Consider the following 23,051-nt stretch of genomic DNA (forward strand, 5'->3'; position numbering starts at 1 on the left):
CAAGGGCCTCGGCCTTGGCCGCGGTTGCAGCGCCGGCCGCGCCTTCGGTGACGATGGCCAGCCGGGCGCTGGCCTCGACCGTCGCGCCCTCGGGGGCAAGGATCTCGGCCAGCACGCCGGCGGCGGGGCTAGGCACCTCGACCGAGACCTTGTCGGTTTCCAGCTCGCACAGCATCTCGTCCTGGGCGACCGTGTCGCCGACCTTCTTGAACCAGGTCGCCACCGTGGCCTCGGTCACGCTTTCGCCCAGGGTGGGCACCATCACGTCGACGGATTTTCCGCTCATCTTCTTCTGTCCTTCCTGGGCTTTCGTGCCCGCATCTGCCTTGGGCAACATTTCCTCGGGGCCCGCATCGCCCTCTTCCATGATCTGCGCGAGCAGGGCGTTGGGCGCGACCACCGCGCCCTCGGGGGCGACGATCTCGGCCAGCTTGCCGGCGACGGGCGAGGGCACCTCGACCGTCACCTTGTCGGTTTCCAGCTCGCACAGCATCTCATCGACGGCGACGCGGTCGCCCGGCTTCTTGAACCAGGTGGCCACGGTCGCCTCGGATACCGATTCCCCAAGCGCGGGGACGCGTAGTTCCACGGCCATCTCAGGCACCGATCGTGATGGCTTCGGTCACCAGCGCCTCCTGCTCGGCCTTGTGGCGCGAGGCGAGGCCCGTCGCCGGCGAGGCGGCGGCGGCGCGGCCGACATAGCGGGCGCGGCCGTGCTTGGCGCCGATGCGCGACAGCACCCATTCGATGTTCGGCTCGACGAAGGTCCAGCCGCCCATGTTCTTGGGTTCTTCCTGGCACCAGACGATCTCGGCATCCTTGAAGCGCTCCAGCTCCTTCGACATCGCCTGGGCCGGGAACGGGTAGAACTGCTCCAGGCGCATCAGGTAGACATCGTCGGTCCCGGCGGCATCGCGCGCCTGCAGCAGATCGTAATAGACCTTGCCCGAGCAGATCACCACGCGGCGGATCTCATTGTCGGGCTTCAGCGCCAGCTGCGAATTGCCGCGTTCGGCATCGTCCCACAGCACGCGGTGGAAGCTCGATCCGGTGGTGAAGTCCTCGGTCGTCGAGATCGCCAGCGGATGGCGCAGCAGCGATTTCGGCGTCATCAGGATCAGCGGCTTGCGGAACGGCCGCTTGAGCTGGCGGCGCAGGATGTGGAAATAGTTCGCCGGGGTCGTGCAGTTCGCCACGATCCAGTTGTCCTCGGCGCACATCTGCAGCCAGCGCTCCAGCCGGGCCGAGCTGTGCTCGGGGCCCTGGCCCTCGTAGCCATGCGGCATCAGCACCACCAGGCCCGACATGCGCAGCCATTTCTTCTCGCCCGAGTTGATGAACTGGTCGAACATGATCTGCGCGCCGTTGGCGAAGTCGCCGAACTGCGCCTCCCACAGGGTCAGGGTGTTCGGCTCGGCCAGCGAATAGCCGTATTCGAAGCCCAGCACCGCATATTCCGACAGCATCGAGTCGGTCACCTCGTAACGCGCCTGCCCGCCGCGGATGTGGTTCAGCGGGTAGAAGCGTTCCTCGGTCGCCTGGTCGATGAAGGCGGAATGGCGTTGCGAGAAGGTGCCGCGGGTCGAATCCTGGCCCGACAGCCGCACCGGATGCCCCTCGACCAGCAGCGAGCCATAGGCCAGCGCCTCGCCGGTCGCCCAGTCGAAGCCCTTGCCGGTCTCGAACATCTGTTTCTTGGATTCCAGCAGCCGGCCGACGGTGCGGTGCAGGTCGAAGCCGTCCGGAACCCGGGTCAGCGCGGTGCCGATCTCGGCCATGGTCTCGGGGGCGATGCCGGTCTGGCCCGGGGCGTATTCCTCGGATTCCGCGGCCAGGCCCGACCACTTGCCGTCCAGCCAGTCGGCCTTGTTCGGCTTGAAGTTCTTGCCGACCTCGAACTCCTCGTTCAGATGCGCCTGGAAGGCGGCCTTCATCTCCTCGATCTCGCCCTCGGGCACCAACCCGTCGGCGACCAGCCGGTCGGTGTAAAGCTGCAGCGTGGTCTTGTGGCCCTTGATCGCCTTGTACATCGCCGGGTTGGTGAACATGGGCTCGTCGCCCTCGTTGTGACCGAAGCGGCGATAGCAGAAGATGTCGATGACCACGTCCTTGTGGAACTTCTGCCGGAACTCGGTCGCCACGCGGGCGGCATGCACCACCGCCTCGGGGTCGTCGCCGTTGACGTGGAAGATCGGCGCCTCGACCATCAGCGCGATGTCGGTCGGATAGGGCGAGGTGCGGCTGAAATGCGGCGCCGTGGTAAAGCCGATCTGGTTGTTCACCACGATATGGATGCAGCCGCCGGTGCGGTGGCCCTTGATGCCGGAAAGCTGGAAGCATTCCGCGACGATGCCCTGGCCGGCAAAGGCCGCGTCGCCATGCAGCAGGATCGGCAGCACCGCCATGCGATGCGTCTGGTCAGAGAGCTGGTCCTGCTTGGCGCGGACCTTGCCCAGCACCACCGGGTTCACCGCCTCCAGGTGGCTGGGGTTCGCGGTCAGCGACAGGTGCACGGTATTGTCGTCGAAGGTGCGGTCCGAGCTGGCGCCGAGGTGGTATTTCACGTCGCCCGAGCCGTCCACGTCTTCGGGCTTGTAGCTGCCGCCCTGGAACTCGTGGAAGATGGCGCGGTAGGGCTTGCCCATGACGTTGGCCAGCACCGACAGGCGGCCGCGGTGCGGCATGCCGATCACCACGTCCTTGACGCCAAGCGCGCCGCCACGCTTGATGATCTGCTCCATGGCCGGGATCAGCGCCTCGCCGCCGTCAAGGCCGAAGCGTTTGGTGCCCATGTACTTGACATGCAGGAACTTTTCGAAGCCCTCGGCCTCGACCAGCTTGTTCAGGATGGCGCGGCGGCCTTCGCGGGTGAAGGCGATCTCCTTGCCATAGCCCTCGATCCGCTCCTTCAGCCAGGCGGCTTCCTCGGGGTTCGAGATATGCATGAACTGGATGGCGAAGGTGCCGCAATAGGTGCGCTTCATCAGGTCGGTGATCTGGCGGATCGTGGCGATCTGCAGGCCGAGCACGTTGTCGATGAAGATCGGCCGGTCCAGGTCGGCGGCGGTGAAGCCGTAGGTCTCGGGCTTCAGTTCGCCGTGGTCGGGAACGTCGCGCATCCCCAGCGGATCCAGATCGGCATGCAGGTGGCCGCGGATGCGGAAGGCGCGGATCAGCATGATGGCGCGGACGCTGTCCAGCACGGCGCGCTTCAGCTGCTCGTCGGTCAGGCTGACGCCCTTTTCGCCGGCCTTGGCGGCGATCTTGTCCAGCGCCGCCTTGGCATCGGCCTTGGGCAGCATCGGCCATTCGCCGGTCAGCGCCGCGGTGTTGTCGTCCGACGGCAGCGGCGGCCAGTCGGTGCGGCGCCAGCTGGCGCCCTTGGCCTCGCGCGTGACCACGGCCTCTTCGTCGCCCAGGCTGCGGAAGAAGGCGTCCCAGGCCTGATCCACCGCCGCCGGGTTCTGCGCCCATTGGCCGTAGAGCTGCTCGACATAGGCGGCGTTGTGGCCTTGCAGGAAGCTTGAATCGTGGAAGGCCGAGTTGGGGGATTGATCGTTCATTGGATTGCCTCCGGGAAATTCTATCGGTTCCCGCCTTGATCAGGGGCGGTTGCATGGTTCCGGCCACGGCCGCGCGGCGCGCCGGTCATGAGCCTTGTCTGGTGGTCCTGATACCATTCGGGCAGGCCGGCGCGGGGCCGGCGCAGCAGGGCGGGCAGGCTGCGGCCGGCCAGCAGGGCGCCGCGTAGTTGCGGCAGATCCCAGCGGCCGCCGGCCAGATCCTTGGGCAGTTCGGCCAGCGTCATGCGCAGGTACCACAGCGCATAGCGGGCGAAGTCGCGGCCCTGCCGTTCTGACTGGCGGCGGACGAAATAGGCGATGTTGAGCAGCGCCAGCGCCGTGTTCACCCGGCGCCGGTCCCGGCCCGCCGCCGCTTGCAGATGCCGGATCGGCGCGTCGGCGGCAAAGGCCAGCAGGCCGTGCCGGCCGAAGCGATAGCTCGCGTCCAGATCCTCGGCGATGGCGCTGCCGACCAGCCCCTCGTCGAAGGGCTCGCGCAGGGCGACGGCGCGGCGGACGGTCAGCGCGAAGCCGACGATGAACGCGACCCGCACCAGATCCGGCGGCAGCGAGGTGTCGCCGGAATAGCGCCGCTCGGGCCGGTCATAGCTCAGGAACCGCTGATCGGCGGGGATCATCAGCAGGTGGCGCAGGGCGAAGTCGATGCCGCGTTGCAGCGCCGCCGGCCGGCCCGAGACCAGCGCCCCGGCCCGGTTGGTCTGCTTGAGCGCGCCGTCCGCGGCCGGCTCGTGCGGCAGGGGCGTATCGCAGGCCGAGATGGCGACGATGCGGCCCTGCGGATCGGCGCGGTAATGCGCCATGATCCGCCCGGCGCAGACGGGATGCAGCAGCGCATCGTCGTCGATCAGGAACAGGATGTCGGCCCGCGCCATGGCGATGGCTTGGTTGCGCTGGACGGTCAGCGAACGGCGCAGCGCCGGCGCATAGCTCAGCGGGCAACCGCCGGCCTCGGCGATCGCCGCCTCGACGCCCGAGCGGTTCGCCTGCCAGTCGGTGCTGGCATCGACGACGACGATCTCGGCCGGGGGTTCGTCCGAAGCCAGCGCGTGGCGGACGCATTCGCGCAGGATGTCGCCGCGATTGTAGGTCGCGACGCAAAGCGCCCAATCCCGTGCCTGGACCGGCGGCGCGTCGGGCAGGGCGGCGGCGGCAGGGGCGCTCATCTCGTCCCTCGCAGCGGCTGGCCGGCAGGTCGCCCGCGGCGAGGACAAGACGATGCCCCGGCGGGTCTGGCGACGATCTGGCGACGAAGGACGTCCAATCTGGCACCTGGCTTGCATGGGTTCGGCGAGGCCCCCTGAAGGTAGGCGGGGGCCAAGCCTAAGTCAAAAGTCTTGCGAAGACGTTACCGGCCGAGAGCCTTCAGCACCGCCTCGCCCAGGCCCGCCGGGCTGTCGGCGACCACGACCCCGGCCGATTTCATGGCCTCGATCTTGGATTCCGCGTCGCCCTTGCCGCCCGAGACGATGGCGCCGGCATGGCCCATGCGGCGGCCCTTCGGCGCGGTGCGGCCGGCGATGAAGCCAGCGGTCGGCTTCCACTTGCCCTTGCGCTTCTGCTCGGCCAGGAACTCGGCGGCCTCTTCCTCGGCCGAGCCGCCGATCTCGCCGATCATGATGATCGACTCGGTCTCGGGGTCGTCCAGGAACATGCGCAGCACGTCGATATGCTCCATGCCCTTGATCGGGTCGCCGCCGATGCCGACGGCCGAGGACTGGCCAAGGCCCACGTCCGAGGTCTGCTTGACCGCCTCATAGGTCAGCGTGCCGGAACGCGACACGACGCCGACCGAGCCGCGCTTGAAGATGCTGCCGGGCATGATGCCGATCTTGCATTCGTCGGGCGTCATGATGCCGGGGCAGTTCGGCCCGATCAGCAGCGATTTCGAGCCTTGCAGCGCGCGCTTGACCTTCATCATGTCAAGGACCGGGATGCCCTCGGTGATGGCGACGATCAGCGGGATCTCGGCGTCGATGGCTTCCAGGATCGAGTCGGCCGCGAAGGGCGGCGGGACATAGATCGCGGTCGCATTGGCGCCGGTTTTCGCGACGGCCTCGTGGACCGAGTTGAAGACCGGCAGGCCCAGATGCTCGGACCCGCCTTTGCCGGGGGTCACGCCGCCGACCATCTTGGTGCCGTAAGCGATCGCCTGTTCAGTGTGGAAGGTGCCTTGCGAGCCGGTGATGCCCTGGCAGATGACTTTGGTGTCTTTGTTGACGAGAACGGCCATCTTCTTATCCCTTCACCGCTTTCACGATCTTCTGCGCCGCGTCCGACAGGTCGTCGGCCGCGATCACGTTCAGGCCGGATTTCGAAATGATCTCTTTACCCAGCTCGACGTTGGTGCCTTCCAGGCGCACGACCAGCGGGACCTGCAGGCCGACCTCTTTCACGGCGGCGATGATGCCTTCCGCGATGATGTCGCAGCGCATGATGCCGCCGAAGATGTTGACCAGGATGCCCTTCACGTTCGGGTCCGAGGTGATGATCTTGAACGCCTCGGTGACCTTTTCCTTGGTGGCGCCGCCGCCGACGTCAAGGAAGTTCGCCGGCTCGGCCCCGAACAGCTTGATGATGTCCATCGTGGCCATCGCCAGACCGGCGCCGTTCACCATGCAGCCGATCTCGCCGTCCAGCGCGATGTAGTTCAGGTCGAATTTCGAGGCGGCCAGTTCCTTGGGATCCTCCTCGGTCTCGTCGCGCAGCGCCAACACGTCGGACTGGCGATAGAGGGCGTTGTTGTCGAAGCCCATCTTCGCGTCGAGGCATTTGAGGTTGCCGTCCTTCATCACGATCAGCGGGTTGATCTCCAGCATCTCCATGTCCTTCTCGATGAACATGCGATACAGGTTCTTGACCAGCTGGACGCATTGCTTGACCTGCGTGCCCTTCAGACCCAGGGCGAAGGCCACGCGGCGGCCGTGGAAATCCGACAGGCCCGAGGCCGGATCGACGCTGAAGCTGACGATCTTTTCCGGGGTCGAGGCCGCGACTTCCTCGATGTCCATGCCGCCCTCGGTCGAGGCGACGAAGCTGATGCGCGAGGTGCCGCGATCGACCAGCAGCGCCAGATAGAGCTCACGCTCGATATCCGAGCCGTCCTCGATATAGATGCGGTTGACCTGCTTGCCGGTCTCGCCCGTCTGGTGGGTGACCAGGGTGCGGCCCAGCATCTGGCGGGTCAGCTCTTCGGCCTCGGCGACGGATTTCGCCAGGCGCACGCCGCCCTTCTCGCCGGCTTCCTTCTCCTTGAAGTGACCCTTGCCACGGCCGCCGGCATGGATCTGCGCCTTGACGACCCAGAGCGGACCGTCGAGTTCCCCCGCCGCCGCCTTGGCCTCATCGGCCTTCATCACCACCCGCCCGTCGGAGACCGGCGCGCCGTATTGGCGCAGCAACGCCTTGGCCTGGTATTCATGGATGTTCATGCTACTTCCCCGCAGTTATCGGTTGGCGGGCTTGTGCCACATCCGCCCTGGGCTCTAAAGCCCTATGCGCGGCGCCTTGCGGAAAATTGCGTGGTTTTGCGGTTTTGTGATCACAGCCTTCGACCCTGCGATCACAAAACCCAGGACAGAGGCTGCCGGCAAGGCCGGCGGGCTCCGGCGGGTGCCGGGCGGGGCGGCCGCGAAACGATTCCCGTGACCTGCGGAAAAGCCTGCCAAAACCCCGCCCGGCGCGGCATTTCCCTTTGACAAGCGCGACGCGATGGGCGGTATTTCCCGCACCATTCCTTATTTGATTGAACGAGAGACTTGTCATGGCGACCATTAACGGAACCGACGCGGCGGATACCCTTGTGGGAACCGCGGATGCCGATGTCATAAATGCACTCGGCGGCAACGACACCATCACCGGCGGCAGCGGCAACGACACCATCACCGGCGGTAGCGGCAACGACACCATGCATGGCGGTTCTGGCAACGACACCTTCTATATCGTCGGCAGCGATTTCGGCCAGGACGTCTTTGACGGCGGCGACGGTGACGACCGCATCCGGCTGAGCGGCGATGTCACCGTCTCCAGCCTGCTCTTGAACGGCAACCATCTGACCAGCATCGAGACGCTGGACTTCTCGATCTACGATATCCGCGGCACCGGCGGCAACGATGTCTTCGACATCAGCGGCGTCACCTACACGGTGAGCTACGACTGGATCTATCTTTACGATGGCAACGACAGCTTCATCGGCTATGCCGGCAGCGACGAGGTCGATGGCGGCTCGGGGGCGGACACGCTGAATGGCGGCGCCGACAACGACTATCTGACCGGCGGCGGCGGCAATGACCGGCTGATCGGCGGCACCGGCGACGACACCTTCTATATCGGCGGCACCGATTTCGGGCTGGATGTCTATGACGGCGGCGAAGGCGCGGACCGGATCCGGCTGACCGGGGACGTGACCGTGGCCAGTCTGCAGCTGACCGCCGCCAACGTGATCGGCACCGAGACGCTGGATTTCTCGATCTACGACATCCGCGGCACCGGCGGCAACGATGCCTTCGACATCAGCGGCATCACCTACACCGTCAGCTATGACTGGATCCATCTGTCGGACGGCAACGACAGCTTCATCGGCTATGCCGGCAGCGACGAGGCCGATGGCGGCTCGGGGGCGGATACGCTGAATGGCGGCGCCGGCAACGACTATCTGACCGGCGGCGGCGGCAATGACCGGCTGATCGGCGGCACCGGCGACGACACCTTCTATATCGGCGGCACCGATTTCGGGCTGGATGTCTATAATGGCGGCGAAGGCGCAGACCGGATCCGGATGACCGGCGATATCACCGTCTCGCGCCTGCAGCTGACCGCCGCCAACGTGATCGGCACCGAGACGCTGGACTTTTCGATCTACGACATCCAGGGCACTGGCGGCAACGATGTCTTCAATATCAGCGGCATCACCTACACCGTCAGCTATGACTGGATCCATCTGTCGGACGGCAACGACAGTTTCGTCGGCTATGCCGGCAGCGACGAGGTCAATGGCGGCTCGGGGGTGGATACGCTGAATGGCGGGGCCGGCAGCGACTACCTGACCGGCGGCACCGGCAATGACCGGCTGATCGGCGGCACCGGCGACGACACTTTCTATATCGGCGGCACCGATTTCGGGCAGGACGTCTATGATGGCGGCGCCGGCGCCGACCGGATCCGGCTGACCAGCGACGTGACCGTGGCCCGGCTGACCCTGACCGCCGCCCAGGTGATCGGCACCGAGACGCTGGACTTCTCGATCTACGATATCGCAGGCACCGGCGGCAACGATGTCTTCGACATCAGCGGCATCCGCCAGACCGTCAGCTATGACACGATCTATCTGCAGGACGGCAACGACATCTTCGTCGGCTATGCGGGCAGCGATTATGTCGATGCCGGGGCCGGGCGTGACCTGCTGTTCGGCGGTGCCGGCAACGACCGGCTGGACGGCGGCGCCGGCATCGACCTGGTCGGCTATGGCGCGGCCGGCGGCGGCGTGCGGGTGAACCTGTCGCTGACCTCGGCCCAGGTCATCGGCGGCGGGCAGGGCACCGATGCGCTGACGAATATCGAGAACGTCAACGGCTCGCGCTTTGCCGATGCGATCACCGGCAGCGTGGTGGGCAACGTGCTGAACGGCGCTGCCGGCAACGACGTGCTCAACGGGCTGGGCGGCCATGACCAGCTGTTCGGCGGCCTTGGCAACGACCTGATGAACGGCGGGGTCGGCAACGACCGGCTGGACGGCGGCGCCGGCTTCGATACCGCCGGCTATGGCAATGCCACCGGCGGCATCCGCGTCGACCTGCGGCTGACCACGGCCCAGGCGATCGGCGGCGGCCATGGCAGCGACCTGCTGCTGGGGATCGAGGCGGTGAACGGCTCGAATTACGGGGACCGGCTGGTCGGCAATGGCGTGAACAACCGGCTGAACGGCGGCGGCGGCCATGACCGGCTGGAGGGCTTGGGGGGCAACGACGTGCTGCAGGGCGGCGCCGGCAGCGACACGCTTTTCGGCGGTGTCGGCAATGACGTGGTGACCGGCGGCGCCGGCAACGATTTCATGGCCGGCGGCGCTGGGGCGGACGCTTTCGTCTTCGCGGTCGGCAACGGCGTCGACCGGATCACCGACTGGCAGGACGGGCTGGACCGGATCCGCATCGTCTCGGGCAACTGGCAGGGCCAGCGCTACGACGGTTTCGACGACCTGACCGTCACCCAGGCGGGCGGCAATGCCGTGGTCAGCTTCGGCGGCACCTCGATCACCCTGGCCGGGGTGCAGGCGGGGGCGCTGAACGCTTCGGATTTCGTCTTCATCTAGGGCGAGCGCGCAAGAAAAACCCCGCGGGCGCGACCCGCGGGGTTGTCCGTTCCGGTGCGGTCCGGCTCAGGCCAGGGTGGCGTCGATGCCCTTGCAGGCGGCGACCAGGCCCTTCACCGCGTCGACCGACTTGTCGAACATCGCCTGTTCGTCCTTGTCGAGCTTGATGTCGATCACCTTCTCGATGCCCTTGGCGCCGATCACGGTCGGCACGCCGACATAAAGCCCGTCCAGCCCATAGGCGCCGTCCACATAGGCCGCGCAGGGCAGCACGCGCTTCTGGTCCTTGAGATAGGCTTCCGCCATCTCGATGGCCGAGGTGGCCGGGGCATAGAAGGCCGAGCCGGTCTTCAGCAGGCCGACGATCTCGGCGCCGCCGTCGCGGGTGCGCTGCACGATGGCGTCCAGCTTCTCCTGCGTGGTCCAGCCCATCTTGACCAGGTCGGGCAGCGGGATGCCGGCGACGGTCGAATAGCGGGCCAGCGGCACCATGGTGTCGCCATGGCCGCCCAGCACGAAGGCGGTCACGTCGCGCATCGAGACGCCGAATTCCAGCGACAGGAAGTGGCGGAAGCGCGCCGAATCGAGCACGCCGGCCATGCCGACGACCTTTTCATGCGGCAGGCCCGAGAACTGGCGCAGCGCCCAGACCATGGCGTCCAGCGGGTTGGTGATGCAGATCACGAACGCGTTGGGGGCGTGCTGCTTGATGCCCTCGCCCACGGATTTCATGACCTTGAGGTTGATGCCCAGCAGGTCGTCGCGGCTCATGCCCGGCTTGCGCGGCACACCGGCGGTGACGATGCAGACATCGGCGCCCGCGATGTCGGCATAGTCGTTGGTGCCTTTCAGCACGGCGTCGAAGCCCTCGGACGGGCCCGATTCCGCAATGTCCAGCGCCTTGCCCTGAGGGGTGCCCTCGGCGATGTCGAACAGGACGACGTCGCCCAGTTCCTTCATCGCGGCCAGATGCGCCAGCGTGCCGCCGATCTGCCCCGCGCCGATGAGTGCGATCTTGGGTCGGGCCATGGTAACCTCCGATTTCCATCATGGTTCGGGCGGTGGCCTAGTCCCTTGGAATGGGAATCGCAAGCCTTGCCTGCGGCGCGACGGATGAAATCGCCCCATGTCAAGCGCTAACAGGCAGACCCCTCCTGCGTTGCGGAGCCGCCCGCCCTGGCTTACTGCTGCGTGCAAAGGCCGAAGGAGCGCGCGCATGGACATGCTGGGCTGGGTGCTGGCGGTGGTCGCCGCCTTTTCCATCGGGCTGGCCAAGGGGGGGCTGTCCATGGTCGGCACCATCTCGGTGCCGCTGATGGCGCTGGTCATGTCGCCGGTGCAGGCGGCGGGGATCCTGCTGCCGGTCTATATCGTTTCGGATATCGGCGGGCTGATCGCCTTCCGGCGCGATTTCGACGCCCGGGTGCTGCGGACCGTGGTGCCGGGGGCGATCACCGGCATCGGGCTGGGCTGGGCCACCGCGCGTCACGTCAACGATGCGCAGGTCGGGCTGATCGTCGGGGTGATCGGCCTGGCTTTCGCGTTGAACGCCTTGCTGCGCAGCCATGTGAACGGCAGCGCCCGGCCGCCGCGCTGGGGGGCGGGCAGTCTTTGGGGCGTGGTCTCGGGCTATACCAGCTTCGTGTCGCATTCCGGGGCGGCGCCCTATCAGGTCTATGCCCAACCGCTGCGCATGACGCCGATGACCTATGCCGGGACCACGACCATCTTCTTTGCCATCTGCAATGCGGTGAAGCTGATTCCCTATGCGATGCTGGGCCAGCTTTCGGCGCATAACCTGGCGGTGGCGGCGGTGCTGATGCTGCCCGGCGTGCTGGGGGTGCTGGCCGGGCTGTGGCTGGTCAGGCGTATGTCGCCGCGCGTCTTCTACGGCTTCATCACCTGGGCGCTGATGCTGGTTTCGGCCAAGCTGATCTGGGACGGGATCTGATGCCGCAGCGCGGCAAATGAGTGCTTGCGATTCGGGTCGTTTCCGGGCAGTTTCGCGCAAGATTATTACGCGAGGCCCCGATGACCCGTCCCTACCGCTCCGTCCTCTATATTCCGGCCGCCAATCCGCGGGCCATGGAAAAGGCCCAGACGCTGGCGGCCGATGCGATCATCTTCGATCTCGAGGACGCGGTGGCGCCGTCGGGAAAGCTCGCCGCGCGTGAGCTTCTGGCCAAGGCGCTGCTGGCTGATTACGGCGGCCGGGCCCGGATCGTGCGCATCAATGGGCTGGACACCGAATGGGGCGAGGGCGATGCCCGCGCCTTTGCCGCCGGCGCCGATGCGGTGCTGGTGCCCAAGGTCAGCTGCGGCGCCGATCTGGACCGGGTGGCGGCGCTGGTGCCCGATACGCCGCTTTGGGCGATGATGGAGACGGCGGCAGGGATGCTCAACGCCGCCGAGATCGCCGCGCATCCGCGCCTGCAGGGCATGGTCATGGGCACCAATGACCTGGCCAAGGAACTGAACAGCCGCTTCCGCGCCGACCGGTTGCCGATGATGCCGGGGCTGGGCCTGTGCCTGCTTGCAGCGCGGGCGCATGGCCGGGTGATCGTCGACGGCGTCTTCAACGCCTTCAAGGACGAGGATGGCCTGCGCGCCGAATGCGAACAGGGCCGCGACATGGGCTTCGACGGCAAGACGCTGATCCACCCGGCGCAACTGGCCATCGCCAACGAGGTTTTCGCGCCCTCGGCCTCGGAGGTGGAACTGGCCCGCCGTCAGATCGAGGCCTTCGACGAGGCCAGCGGGCAGGGCAGGGGCGTCGCGGTGGTGGACGGCAAGATCGTCGAGAACCTGCATGTCGAGACGGCGCGGGCCACATTGGCCAAGGCGGCGGCGATTGCCGAACTGGCAGGGTGATGGCAAAGTAAGGGCCATTAACATCCAGCGGAAAGGAATAGCCAGATGTTGATCCTGATCCTTGGCCTCGCCCTGTGGTGGGGTGCGCATCTGCTCAAGCGCCTGGCGCCGCAAGCCCGCGCCCGGCTGGGCCGTGGCGGCGTCGCGGGGCTGCTGCTGCTGTCGGTGGTGCTGATGGTGGTCGGCTATCGCATGACCGACGGGCCCTATTGGTGGGGTGCCTCGGCGCCGCTCAAGGGCGTCAACAACCTGCTGGTGCTGGCGGCGTTTTACCTGTTCGCCGCCGACGGCATGAAGACCCGTATCACCCGCCGCCTGCGGCATCCGCAACTGACCGGCTTCGCGCTCTGGGCCTTTGCGCATCTCGTGCCGAACGGCGACCTGCCCAGCTTCGTGCTGTTCGGCGGCCTGCTGCTTTGGGCGCTGGTCGAGATGGCGGTCATCAACCGCGCCGAGCCGCGCTGGACCCCGCCCGCCGGACCGTTCCCGGCCCGCAAGGAGGCGATGGCGGTGGTCGGCGCGCTGATCGTCATGCTGGTCGTGGGGCTGATCCACGCCTGGTTGGGCTATAATCCCTTTGGAGGCTGACATGCCGAAGATCTATCGCCTGCTGACCGAGGACGACACCTCGGCCTTCTGCCACAAGGTCAGCGAGGCGCTGGCGAAAGGCTGGGCGCTGCATGGCGCCCCGGCCTATGCCTTCGACGCGGCGCGCGGCGTGATGCGCTGCGCCCAGGCCGTCACCAAGGAGATCGAGGCCGACTATCACCCCGAGATGAAACTGGGCCAACAGTAAGGGACCGTCATGAGCAAGACCAATCCGGGCCGCTTCTTCGAGGATTACCACATCGGCCAGGTGATCCGCCATGCCGTCCCCCGCACCGTGGCCGAGGGCGAGCGCGCGCTGTACCACGCGCTCTATCCGGCGCGGCACGCGCTTTATTCCTCGGACGAGTTCGCGGCGGCCTCGGGGCTGGAGGGCAGCCCGATGGACGACCTGATCGCCTTTCACATCGTCTTCGGCAAGACGGTGCCGGATATCAGCCTGAACGCCATCGCCAATCTGGGCTATGCCGAGGGCCGCTGGCTGAAGCCGGTCTGGCCGGGCGATACGCTGCGTTCGGAATCCGAGGTGATCGGCCTGCGCGAGAACTCGAACGGCAAGTCCGGCGTGGTCTATGTGCGCACGCGCGGGCTGAACCAGCTCGACGAGGTGGTGCTGGAATATGTGCGCTGGGTCATGGTGCGCAAGCGCGACGCCGCGGCCCCGGCGCCCGAGCCGGTGGTGCCGGACCTGGCGAAGGCGGTCGCGCCCGCCGATCTGGTGGTGCCCGAGGGCATGGATTTCGCCCAATACGATTTCGATCTGGCCGGCGAGCCGCATCGCTGGGGCGACTACCAGGTCGGCGAGATCATCGACCATGTCGATGGCGTCACCGTCGAGGAGGCCGAACACATGCTGGCCACCCGGCTGTGGCAGAACACCGCCAAGGTGCATTTCGACGTGACGGCGCGCGAGGACGGCAAGCGGCTGATCTATGGCGGCCATGTCATCAGCATGGCCCGCGCGCTGAGCTTCAACGGGCTGGCCAATGCGCAGATGATCGTGGCGCTGAACGGTGGCGCCCATGCCAATCCCTGCTTTGCCGGCGACACCATCCGTGCCTGGTCCGAGGTGCTGGACAAGGCCGACACCCATGCGCCGGGCATCGGCGCGATCCGTCTGCGGCTGGTCGCCCACAAGGGCCCGGCCGGTGATCAGGTGCTGAAGACCGGGGACGGCAAGTACCCGCCGCAGGTGCTGCTGGATCTGGATTACTGGGCCCTGATGCCGAAATGACCGGCCCGCAGCGCCACGTCCGACGGTTGACGAATCGGCCCGCTGCCCGGGCGGAACATGACAGAAACTCTCGGCCATCCGGGCGGACCGGCCGAGTCCGGCGTGAGACCGGCATCATTTCCGCTGTCGGGAAGGATCGTGTGATCACAGCCGGCGTTTGCGTGATCACAAAACCGGAAAATCTTCCGCATATCCGGCTTCGGTCTGGTTTCCGCCCGTGACAGATGCAACAAGACGGCTAAAAGCAAACCAAATTTCGGCCAGCCCTCGCCGCCAGCCGTCGCGTGCGGGGCCTGAACGCAGGAGAGCGCATCATGGCTGACGTCAACCGGGGCAACCGGCCACTGTCACCGCATCTGCAGGTCTATCGCCTGCCACTTGCCGCAATCACCTCGATCATGACCCGCATCACCGGACACGCCCTGGTCGCCGGGATCGTGCTGATCGTCTGGTGGCTGGTCGCCGCCGTGGCCTCGCCCGGCGCCTTCGCCTGCGCCGACTGGGTGGTGCGGTCCTGGCTCGGCTTCATCATCCTGACCGGCTCGATGTGGGCGCTGTGGTATCACCTGCTCGCCGGGCTGCGCCATCTGTTCTACGATGCCGGCTACGGGCTCGAGATCCGGCAGGCCGAGCGGTCCAGCCAGGCGCTGATCGCCGGTTCGGTCGTGCTGGCCGTGCTGACGCTGATCATCTTCTTCGCGTTCTGAGGAAAGGGCAGGGATCATGCGTTACATCACCCCCCGCAAAGCCGCCGAAGGCCTTGGCTCGGCCCATGAAGGCACCCAGCATCACTGGGCCATGACCGTCAGCGCCGTGGCGCTGACCGTGCTGACGCCATTGTTCATGATCGTCGTCGCCCGCGCCATCGGCCTGCCGCACGAGCAGTTCCTGGCCTATTTCGGCCGGCCCTTCCCGGCGCTCATCACCGCGCTGTTCGTGATCGTGGGCATGGTCCACTTCATCAAGGGCACGCGGATCATGATCGACGACTATTTCCAGGGTGGCACGCGCAAGGCGGCCATCATCTTTTCCGTCATCTTCGGCTGGGCGGTGATCGCCGCCGCCGTCTATGCGCTGGCCCGGATGGGTCTTGGCGCGATCGTCGTCGTCTGAGGTTCCGCCATGGCTGCTTACAAATACGAAACGCACGAATACGATGTCGTGGTCGTCGGAGCCGGCGGCGCGGGCCTGCGCGCGACGCTGGGCATGGCCGAACAGGGGCTGCGCACCGCCTGCGTGACCAAGGTGTTCCCGACCCGCTCGCACACGGTCGCGGCGCAGGGCGGCATCGCCGCCAGCCTGTCGAACATGGGCCCCGACAACTGGCAGTGGCACATGTATGACACCGTCAAGGGCTCGGACTGGCTGGGCGACACCGACGCCATGGAATATCTGGCGCGCGAGGCCCCGAAGGCGGTCTACGAGCTGGAGCATTACGGCGTCCCGTTCAGCCGCACCGAGGAGGGCAAGATCTATCAGCGTCCCTTCGGCGGCCACACCACCGAATTCGGCGAAGGCCCGCCGGTGCAGCGCACCTGCGCCGCCGCCGACCGCACCGGCCACGCCATCCTGCACACGCTCTATGGCCAGTCGCTGAAGGAAAAGGCCGAGTTCTTCATCGAATATTTCGCCCTCGACCTGATCATCACCGACGGCGCCTGCACCGGCGTGGTGTGCTGGAAGCTGGACGACGGCACCATCCATGTCTTCAACGCCAAGATGGTGGTGCTGGCGACCGGCGGCTATGGCCGCGCCTATTTCAGCGCCACCTCGGCCCATACCTGCACCGGCGACGGCGGCGGCATGGTGGCGCGCGCCGGCCTGCCGCTTCAGGACATGGAATTCGTGCAGTTCCACCCGACCGGCATCTACGGCTCGGGCTGCCTGATCACCGAGGGCGCGCGCGGCGAAGGCGGCTACCTGACCAACTCGGAAGGCGAGCGGTTCATGGAACGCTATGCCCCGACCTACAAAGATCTGGCGTCCCGCGACGTGGTCAGCCGCTGCATCACCATCGAGATCCGCGAAGGGCGCGGCGTCGGCCCGCACAAGGATCACATGTTCCTGAACCTGATGCACCTGCCGCCGGAAAGCCTGGCCGAACGGCTGCCGGGCATCAGCGAATCGGCGAAGATCTTCGCCGGCGTCGATGTCACGCGCGAGCCGATCCCGATCCTGCCGACCGTGCATTACAACATGGGCGGCATCCCCACCAACTATTGGGGCGAGGTGCTGAACCCGACCGAGGAAAGCCCCGACGCCGTGTTCCCCGGCCTGATGGCGGTGGGTGAGGCCGGCTGCGCCTCGGTCCATGGCGCGAACCGGCTGGGCTCGAACTCGCTGATCGACCTGGTGGTCTTCGGCCGCGCCGCGGCGATCCGCGCCGGCCAGGTGATCGACCGCAAGGCGGCGATCCCCTCGACCAACAAGGAACAGGTGGACAAGGCGCTGGACCGCTTCGACAGCATCCGCAACGCCAATGGCGCGGTGCCGACGGCCGAGCTGCGGCTGGAGATGCAGCGCACCATGCAGGCCGACGCCGCGGTGTTCCGCACCGACAAGACCCTGGCCGAGGGCGTCGAGAAGATGACGCGCATCGCCGCCAAGATGGACGATCTCAAGGTCACCGACCGCAGCCTGATCTGGAACAGCGACCTGATGGAATCGCTGGAACTGACCAACCTGATGCCCAACGCGCTGGCCACCATCGTCGGCGCCGAGGCGCGCAAGGAAAGCCGCGGCGCCCATGCCCACGAGGACTGGCCCGAGCGGGATGATGCCAACTGGCGCAAGCACTCGCTTGCCTGGGTCGAAGGCAACGATGTTAAACTGGCCTATCGGCCCGTTCATCTTGAACCCCTGACGACCCAGGACGAGGGCGGGATCGACCTGAAAAAGATCGCACCCAAAGCGAGGGTTTATTGATGCGTCTTCCCCTGATCCTGACCGCCGCCGCGCTGGCCCTTTCGGGCTGCGTGGTGCAGAATCCCGGCATGGCACCCGCCCCCGGGCCGGTTCCGCCGATCGCCACCCCGGCGCCCGATGCGGCCGTCCGCTCCTCGGCCCGGGTGGTCGTGAACCGCGAGATGGCCCGGCGCCTGCCCGGCGCCAATGTCGCGCCCTATACCGATTGCGTGATGCAGAACGCGACCACGGCCGAACTGGCCGGCATCGCCGACAGCGCCAATGCCAGCGGTGCCGTCGCGGCCATCGTCGGCCGTCCGGCGACCTCGCAATGCATCGCCGGCGCCGCCGCCGCGGCCAAGCGGGCGTGATGCCGGGGGCGCGGCGCGTTCTGATGGCTTTGGCCCCGGCGATGCTGGGCCTGGCCGCCTGCGCGCCGCTGCCCGTCGACCAGGCCGAGCGCATCTGCCGCGACAGCGCGCGCGACGCGCTTGGCCCCCGGACCCGGGCCGGCTTCGGCGTCGGCTCCGAAGGCGTGCGGGGCGGCTTCATCGAGGTCGGCATCTCGTCCGACTATGTCATGGGCCGCGATCCGTCGCAGATTTTCCAGGAATGCGTGCAGCGCCGCTCGGGCCAGATGCCGACGCGGCCGCTCTACGAACAACCCGGCTGGAGGGCGCGCTGACGCCCCGGCCCAAGCCCACCGCATGACGGGCCGTCGCAAGGCGGCGCTCTGACCACCAGGAGTTACCCAATGGTCCAACTTACCCTTCCCAAGAACAGCCGCATGCGGGTCGGCAAGACCTGGCCGAAGCCGGCGGGCGCCAAGAATGTCCGCCGCTTCAACGTCTATCGCTGGGACCCGGACACCGGGGAAAACCCGCGCATCGACACCTATTTCATCGACCTGGACACATGCGGGCCGATGGTGCTGGACGCGCTGATCAAGATCAAGAACGAGATTGACCCGACCCTGACCTTCCGCCGCTCCTGCCGCGAGGGGATCTGCGGTTCCTGCGCGATGAACATCGACGGCGGCAACCACCTCGCCTGCATCTTCGGCATCGACGAGGTCAAGGGCAAGGACGTGAACATCTATCCGCTGCCGCATATGCCGGTGGTCAAGGACCTGGTGCCGGACCTGACGCATTTCTATGCCCAGCACGCCTCGGTCCAGCCCTATCTGATCACCGAGACGCCGACCCCGGACAAGGAATGGCGCCAGTCGATCGAGGACCGCAAGAAGCTGGACGGTCTCTATGAATGCGTGATGTGCGCCTCGTGCTCGACCGCCTGCCCGAGCTACTGGTGGAACGGCGACCGCTATCTGGGCCCGGCGGCCTTGCTGCACGCCTATCGCTGGATCATCGACTCGCGCGACGAGGCCACGGGCGAGCGGCTGGACGCGCTCGAAGACCCGTTCAAGCTCTACCGCTGCCACACGATCATGAATTGCACCAATACCTGCCCCAAGGGCCTGAACCCGGCCAAGGCCATCGCCTCGATCAAGCACATGATGGTGGATCGGATCGTCTGATCTGCAGGCCGGTCATGGCCGGTATGCCGTGACATACCGATTGACGCCGCGTCGCAGAACTGGATTTTTCTGCGTCGCGGCGTTATCTTTTCGGCGGGGAGAGCACAATGCGACCCGGAGATTCCCAGATGACATCCCAAGCCGAAACCCGGAAACCGACCGCCAACCTGACCATGCTGAAACCGGCCAAGGCCGAGAGCCGTGCCGCCCTGGCCGTTCTCGAGCAGATGTATGGCTATTTCAGCTTCGACCCGCTGCCGCTTGAAGCCGACATCCGCCGCGCCGCCTGAGGCCCGGTCACCCGCCCGCGTCTCGCGGGCCTTCCGGCGCGGCTTCCCGGCCGCGCTTTTGTTTTTTGGGTATTTGGACAACAGAGAAGCCGGCAAGGCGGCGCCTCGCTTCTCTGTTGTCCAAATACCCATGGGGCAGCGCGCGCTTGCGCTGCCGTGGACGCGCGCATAGCATCCGCGCCATGATCCGAACCATTCCCGAAGACGCCGCCGAGCGCCGAGCCGTCCGCCCGGTCATCTGTTATCCGAACCACACGCTTCCCGACCCGGACCTGCTCGGTTTGCAGGCGGTGCGCCTGACCGCCCGCAAATCCGGCGAATGCCTGGTGCCGCCGCGCGAGGCGCGCTGCTTCCATGTCCCGGCCGGGCATTTCTTCCGCATCACCAGCGTCGAGGGGCCGCAGGTCGGCGATCTGAACCTGTGGTCCGCCGCCGATCCGCGCGAGCGGTTCTATTCCGGCAAGACCCGGGCGCTGCATGGCACGCATCTGACGCGCGGCGACCGCATGTGGTCGAACTTTCCCAACCTGCGCCCGCTGGCCACCGTGACCGAGGACACGCTGGAATGGTACGGCATCGACGAATATGGCGGCTCGGTCCATGACGTGATCGGCACGCGCTGCGATCCCTATACCCATCGCCTGCTGCACGGGCAGGATTACCACCATTGCTGCCATTCCAACCTGGTCAACGCGCTGATGGCCGAACTGGGTCTGCCGCGCGCCGAGGCCGAGCCGCTGGTGCATGACGTGCTGAACGTCTTCATGTGCACCGGCTTCACCCGCGACACCGGGCAGTATTTCATGAAGGCGAGCCCGGTGCGCCCCGGCGACCATATCGAGTTCTTCGCCGAGATCGACCTGATCGGCGGGCTGTCCGCCTGTCCGGGCGGCGATTGCGGCAGCGAGCATTCCAGCGACGCCGCCGCCTGCCATCCGCTGCTGGTCGAGATCTTCGCGCCGGCCCGGCCCGCGGCGCGCGCGCAGCCCCGCCCCAGCGGCTATCGCTGGCCCGAGTAGCGTTTCGGCCATGCGCCCGGAGGGCTGCAGCGGCTTGGATCCCGCGCATGTCCGGGCGCAAAGCCCGCAGCGGCTTGCGCCGGAAACGCGTCAGAGCGTGATCGGCCGCATCACCTCGGGCTCGATCACCTGCACGCCGGGCAGGCCGGCCTTCAGCGGTTCGGCATCCTGCGCCAGCAGCGGGAAGGTCCGGTAGTGGCAGGGGATCACGGTCTTGAAGTCGAAATATTTCCGCGCCGCCCAGGCCGCGCGTTCCATGTCCATGGTGAAATGCCCGCCGGCGCAGAGAATGCCGATATCGGGCCGATGGTATTCGCCCATCCATTCCATGTCGGCCATGATGTCGGTATCGCCCGAGACATAGATCACATGCCCTTCGCCGGCGATCATGTAGCCGGATTCGTGACCGGCATAGACCGGCCCCTCGTTGCCGTCGAAGGACGAGCTATGGCTGGCATTGACCATCGTCACCCTGGCGCCGCCCAGATCGACGGTGCCGCCCTTGTTGAAGCCGATGCCCTCGATGTCCTGATGCGTCTGCCAGGTGTTGATCAGGTCGTAGATGCCGACCACCGGGATCTTCAGCTCGCGCGCGATCGACAGCGTGTCTCCGGTATGGTCGCCATGGCCATGGGTCAGCAGGACATGGGTGGCGCCGCGGATCGCCTCGTCCCGCCTGTCCTCGGGGAACATCGGGTTGCCCGAGAGCCAGGGGTCGATCAGGATCACCGCCTGTTCGATCTCCAGCCGGAAGCCGGAATGGCCAAGCCAGGTCAGTTTCATCGGAAGGCTCCTTTGCTTGCGTTGCCGCATCCTGCCAAGCCGGGCGGCGGGCGTAAAGTTCCGCCGCAAGTTCCGCCCGCGCGGGTGCTTGCCCCGCCCCGGCCGCCCCGGTAAAACCCGGCGCAAGCGAAAGGAGCCTCTCATGGCGATCACCGAGGACGAAGCCCGCAAGGTCGCGCATCTGGCGCGGATTGCGGTCAAGGACGCCGACCTGCCCGCGCTGGCGCAGGAGCTGAACGGCATCCTGCATTTCATGGAACAGCTGAACGAGGTCGATGTCGAAGGCGTCGAGCCGATGACCGGCGTCGAACCGATGCGCCTCAAGCGCCGCCAGGACGTCGTCACCGATGGCGAGATGCAGGAGCTGATCCTGAAGAACGCGCCCGATGCGCGCGAGGGCTTCTTTGCCGTGCCGAAGGTGGTGGAATGAGCGATCTGAACAAACTGACCATCTCGGCCGCCCGCGACGGGTTGCGCAAGGCCGAGTTCACCAGCGCTGAGCTGACCGAAGCCTGTCTGGGCGCCATCGAGGCGGCGGGCGCGCTGAACGCCTATTCCCACAAGACCCCGGAAAAGGCGCGCCAGATGGCTGAGGCGGCCGACAAGCGCATCGCGGCCGGCGAGGCGCCGGCCATGTGCGGCATCCCGCTGGGCATCAAGGACCTGTTCTGCACCAGGGCAGTGCCCTCGCAGGCGGCCAGCCGGATCCTCGAAGGCTTCCTGCCGCAATATGAATCGACGGTGACGCAGAATCTGTGGGATGCGGGCGCGGTGATGCTGGGCAAGCTCAGCATGGACGAATTCGCCATGGGATCCTCGAACGAAAGCGCCTGCTACGGCCCGGTGGTGAACCCGTGGAAGGTGGACGAACGCCGGCTGACGCCGGGCGGCTCCTCGGGCGGTTCGGCGGCGGCGGTGGCCGCCGACCTGTGCCTGGCCGCGACCGGCACCGATACCGGCGGCTCGATCCGCCAGCCGGCGGCCTTCACCGGCACGGTGGGGCTGAAGCCGACCTATGGCCGGGTCAGCCGCTGGGGGGTGATCGCCTTCGCCAGTTCGCTGGACCAGGCCGGGCCGATGACGAAATCGGTGCGCGACGCCGCGATCATGCTGGGCGCCATGGCCTCGGTCGATCCCAAGGATTCGACTAGCGCCGAGCGCGCGGTGCCCGATTACGAGGCGGCGCTGACCGGCGACATCCGCGGCAAGCGCATCGGCATTCCGCGCGAATACCGCATGGAGGGCATGTCTGAGGAGATCGACGCGCTGTGGCACCAGGCGGCCGAGATGCTGCGCGATGCCGGCGCGGAAGTTGTAGATATCAGCCTGCCGCATACAAGATATGCGCTTCCGGCCTATTATGTCATCGCCCCGGCCGAGGCTTCCTCGAACCTGGCGCGCTATGACGGGGTGCGCTACGGCCGCCGCGCGAAGCTGGGTGCCGGCGACGGCGTCGTCGAGATGTATGAAAAGACCCGTGCCGAAGGCTTCGGCCCCGAGGTGCAGCGCCGGGTGATGATCGGCACCTATGTGCTGTCGGCGGGCTTCTACGACGCCTATTACAACCGCGCCCGCAAGGTGCGGGCGCTGATCAAGCGCGACTTCGACCAGGCCTATGCCGAGGGCATCGACGCGATCCTGACCCCGGCCACCCCCAGCGCCGCCTTCGGCCTGGGCGAGATGGCGGGCAAGGATCCGGTCGAGATGTATCTGAACGACGTCTTCACCGTGACCGTGAACCTTGCCGGGCTGCCGGGCATCTCGGTGCCGGTGGGGCTGGACAAGCAGGGCCTGCCGCTGGGCATGCAGCTGATCGGCCGCCCCTGGGACGAGGGCAACCTGTTGAACCTTGCGCAGGCCCTCGAATCTGCGGCAGGCTTCACGGCGAAACCCTCGCGCTGGTGGTGACCGGCTTCAAA

23 protein-coding genes are annotated in these 23,051 nt (G+C 66.8%); 16 read left to right on the plus strand and 7 right to left on the minus strand.

Going from position 1 to position 23,051, the window contains the following annotated elements; translation table 11 throughout:
• The 5 genes from ACFOMP_RS16520 to sucC form a co-directional block, all read right to left on the minus strand.
• The coding region (locus ACFOMP_RS16520) for a biotin/lipoyl-containing protein (RefSeq protein ID WP_379032526.1) at positions 1-595 on the minus strand (595 nt) is incomplete at its 3' end.
• Between the two features lies 1 nt (position 596).
• Positions 597-3,563 (minus strand): 2-oxoglutarate dehydrogenase E1 component, encoded by a 2,967-nt coding sequence (locus ACFOMP_RS16525; RefSeq protein ID WP_289893168.1) that lies wholly within the window; start codon positions 3,561-3,563, stop codon positions 597-599.
• Positions 3,564-3,583: 20 nt separating this feature from the next.
• Positions 3,584-4,747 (minus strand): glycosyltransferase family 2 protein, encoded by a 1,164-nt coding sequence (locus ACFOMP_RS16530; RefSeq protein WP_379032529.1) that lies wholly within the window; start codon positions 4,745-4,747, stop codon positions 3,584-3,586.
• Between the two features lie 182 nt (positions 4,748-4,929).
• On the minus strand, positions 4,930-5,814 hold the full coding sequence (gene sucD, locus ACFOMP_RS16535; protein WP_289893171.1) for a succinate--CoA ligase subunit alpha: 885 nt from the start codon (positions 5,812-5,814) through the stop codon (positions 4,930-4,932).
• Positions 5,815-5,818: 4 nt separating this feature from the next.
• Positions 5,819-7,012 carry an ADP-forming succinate--CoA ligase subunit beta gene (gene sucC / locus ACFOMP_RS16540; RefSeq protein WP_289893172.1) on the minus strand — a complete coding sequence of 398 codons (1,194 nt, stop codon included), beginning with the start codon at positions 7,010-7,012 and terminating at the stop codon, positions 5,819-5,821.
• A 332-nt stretch (positions 7,013-7,344) separates the two neighbouring features.
• On the opposite strand from sucC, the gene ACFOMP_RS16545 reads away from it, so the two are divergent.
• On the plus strand, positions 7,345-9,888 hold the full coding sequence (locus ACFOMP_RS16545) for a beta strand repeat-containing protein (RefSeq protein WP_379032533.1): 2,544 nt from the start codon (positions 7,345-7,347) through the stop codon (positions 9,886-9,888).
• A 66-nt stretch (positions 9,889-9,954) separates the two neighbouring features.
• Here ACFOMP_RS16545 and mdh read toward each other — a convergent pair whose 3' ends face one another.
• Entirely contained in the window at positions 9,955-10,917 is a 963-nt protein-coding gene (gene mdh / locus ACFOMP_RS16550) for a malate dehydrogenase (protein ID WP_289893174.1), read from the minus strand.
• Positions 10,918-11,104: 187 nt separating this feature from the next.
• Here mdh and ACFOMP_RS16555 point away from each other — a divergent pair, with 187 nt between their 5' ends.
• The 13 genes from ACFOMP_RS16555 to ACFOMP_RS16615 all read left to right on the plus strand — a co-directional run bounded on the left by ACFOMP_RS16555 (position 11,105) and on the right by ACFOMP_RS16615 (position 20,349).
• Positions 11,105-11,839 carry a sulfite exporter TauE/SafE family protein gene (locus tag ACFOMP_RS16555; protein WP_289893175.1) on the plus strand — a complete coding sequence of 245 codons (735 nt, stop codon included), beginning with the start codon at positions 11,105-11,107 and terminating at the stop codon, positions 11,837-11,839.
• An 80-nt stretch (positions 11,840-11,919) separates the two neighbouring features.
• Positions 11,920-12,759 carry an HpcH/HpaI aldolase/citrate lyase family protein gene (locus ACFOMP_RS16560; RefSeq protein WP_379032537.1) on the plus strand — a complete coding sequence of 280 codons (840 nt, stop codon included), beginning with the start codon at positions 11,920-11,922 and terminating at the stop codon, positions 12,757-12,759.
• Between the two features lie 45 nt (positions 12,760-12,804).
• On the plus strand, positions 12,805-13,347 hold the full coding sequence (locus tag ACFOMP_RS16565; protein WP_379032540.1) for an NnrU family protein: 543 nt from the start codon (positions 12,805-12,807) through the stop codon (positions 13,345-13,347).
• A 1-nt stretch (position 13,348) separates the two neighbouring features.
• Positions 13,349-13,555: a DUF1737 domain-containing protein gene (locus tag ACFOMP_RS16570; protein ID WP_289893179.1), complete on the plus strand. Its 207-nt coding sequence runs from the start codon at positions 13,349-13,351 to the stop codon at positions 13,553-13,555.
• A 9-nt stretch (positions 13,556-13,564) separates the two neighbouring features.
• Positions 13,565-14,599, plus strand: coding sequence for a MaoC family dehydratase (locus tag ACFOMP_RS16575; protein ID WP_379032543.1), 1,035 nt, complete (start codon positions 13,565-13,567; stop codon positions 14,597-14,599).
• A gap of 314 nt (positions 14,600-14,913) precedes the next feature.
• Positions 14,914-15,306, plus strand: coding sequence for a succinate dehydrogenase, cytochrome b556 subunit (gene sdhC / locus ACFOMP_RS16580; protein ID WP_289893181.1), 393 nt, complete (start codon positions 14,914-14,916; stop codon positions 15,304-15,306).
• 16 nt (positions 15,307-15,322) lie between these two features.
• Positions 15,323-15,712, plus strand: coding sequence for a succinate dehydrogenase, hydrophobic membrane anchor protein (gene sdhD / locus ACFOMP_RS16585; protein ID WP_019352759.1), 390 nt, complete (start codon positions 15,323-15,325; stop codon positions 15,710-15,712).
• A gap of 9 nt (positions 15,713-15,721) precedes the next feature.
• Complete coding sequence (sdhA, locus tag ACFOMP_RS16590; protein ID WP_289893182.1) at positions 15,722-17,524, plus strand: succinate dehydrogenase flavoprotein subunit; 1,803 nt, start codon at positions 15,722-15,724, stop codon at positions 17,522-17,524.
• Complete coding sequence (locus ACFOMP_RS16595) at positions 17,524-17,874, plus strand: hypothetical protein (protein ID WP_289893183.1); 351 nt, start codon at positions 17,524-17,526, stop codon at positions 17,872-17,874. Before sdhA ends, ACFOMP_RS16595 begins: the two co-directional genes overlap by 1 nt.
• A 23-nt stretch (positions 17,875-17,897) precedes the next feature.
• On the plus strand, positions 17,898-18,188 hold the full coding sequence (locus tag ACFOMP_RS16600) for a hypothetical protein (protein ID WP_379032548.1): 291 nt from the start codon (positions 17,898-17,900) through the stop codon (positions 18,186-18,188).
• 69 nt (positions 18,189-18,257) lie between these two features.
• Positions 18,258-19,040, plus strand: coding sequence for a succinate dehydrogenase iron-sulfur subunit (locus ACFOMP_RS16605; protein ID WP_019352677.1), 783 nt, complete (start codon positions 18,258-18,260; stop codon positions 19,038-19,040).
• Positions 19,041-19,168: 128 nt separating this feature from the next.
• Complete coding sequence (locus ACFOMP_RS16610; RefSeq protein ID WP_289893186.1) at positions 19,169-19,330, plus strand: hypothetical protein; 162 nt, start codon at positions 19,169-19,171, stop codon at positions 19,328-19,330.
• A gap of 182 nt (positions 19,331-19,512) precedes the next feature.
• Positions 19,513-20,349, plus strand: a complete 837-nt coding sequence (locus tag ACFOMP_RS16615; RefSeq protein WP_289893187.1) for an urea carboxylase-associated family protein — start codon at positions 19,513-19,515, stop codon at positions 20,347-20,349.
• 90 nt (positions 20,350-20,439) lie between these two features.
• Here the strand turns inward: ACFOMP_RS16615 and ACFOMP_RS16620 are convergent, their stop codons facing one another.
• On the minus strand, positions 20,440-21,132 hold the full coding sequence (locus ACFOMP_RS16620) for a metal-dependent hydrolase (RefSeq protein ID WP_379032553.1): 693 nt from the start codon (positions 21,130-21,132) through the stop codon (positions 20,440-20,442).
• Positions 21,133-21,274: 142 nt separating this feature from the next.
• Between ACFOMP_RS16620 and gatC the strand changes: the two genes are divergently transcribed.
• Complete coding sequence (gene gatC / locus ACFOMP_RS16625; protein ID WP_289893189.1) at positions 21,275-21,562, plus strand: Asp-tRNA(Asn)/Glu-tRNA(Gln) amidotransferase subunit GatC; 288 nt, start codon at positions 21,275-21,277, stop codon at positions 21,560-21,562.
• Positions 21,559-23,040: an Asp-tRNA(Asn)/Glu-tRNA(Gln) amidotransferase subunit GatA gene (gatA, locus tag ACFOMP_RS16630; protein WP_289893191.1), complete on the plus strand. Its 1,482-nt coding sequence runs from the start codon at positions 21,559-21,561 to the stop codon at positions 23,038-23,040. Before gatC ends, gatA begins: the two co-directional genes overlap by 4 nt.
• Positions 23,041-23,051: the final 11 nt, after the last annotated feature.

It is taken from the genome of Paracoccus simplex (assembly GCF_042648325.1).
Taxonomy (GTDB): domain Bacteria; phylum Pseudomonadota; class Alphaproteobacteria; order Rhodobacterales; family Rhodobacteraceae; genus Paracoccus; species Paracoccus simplex.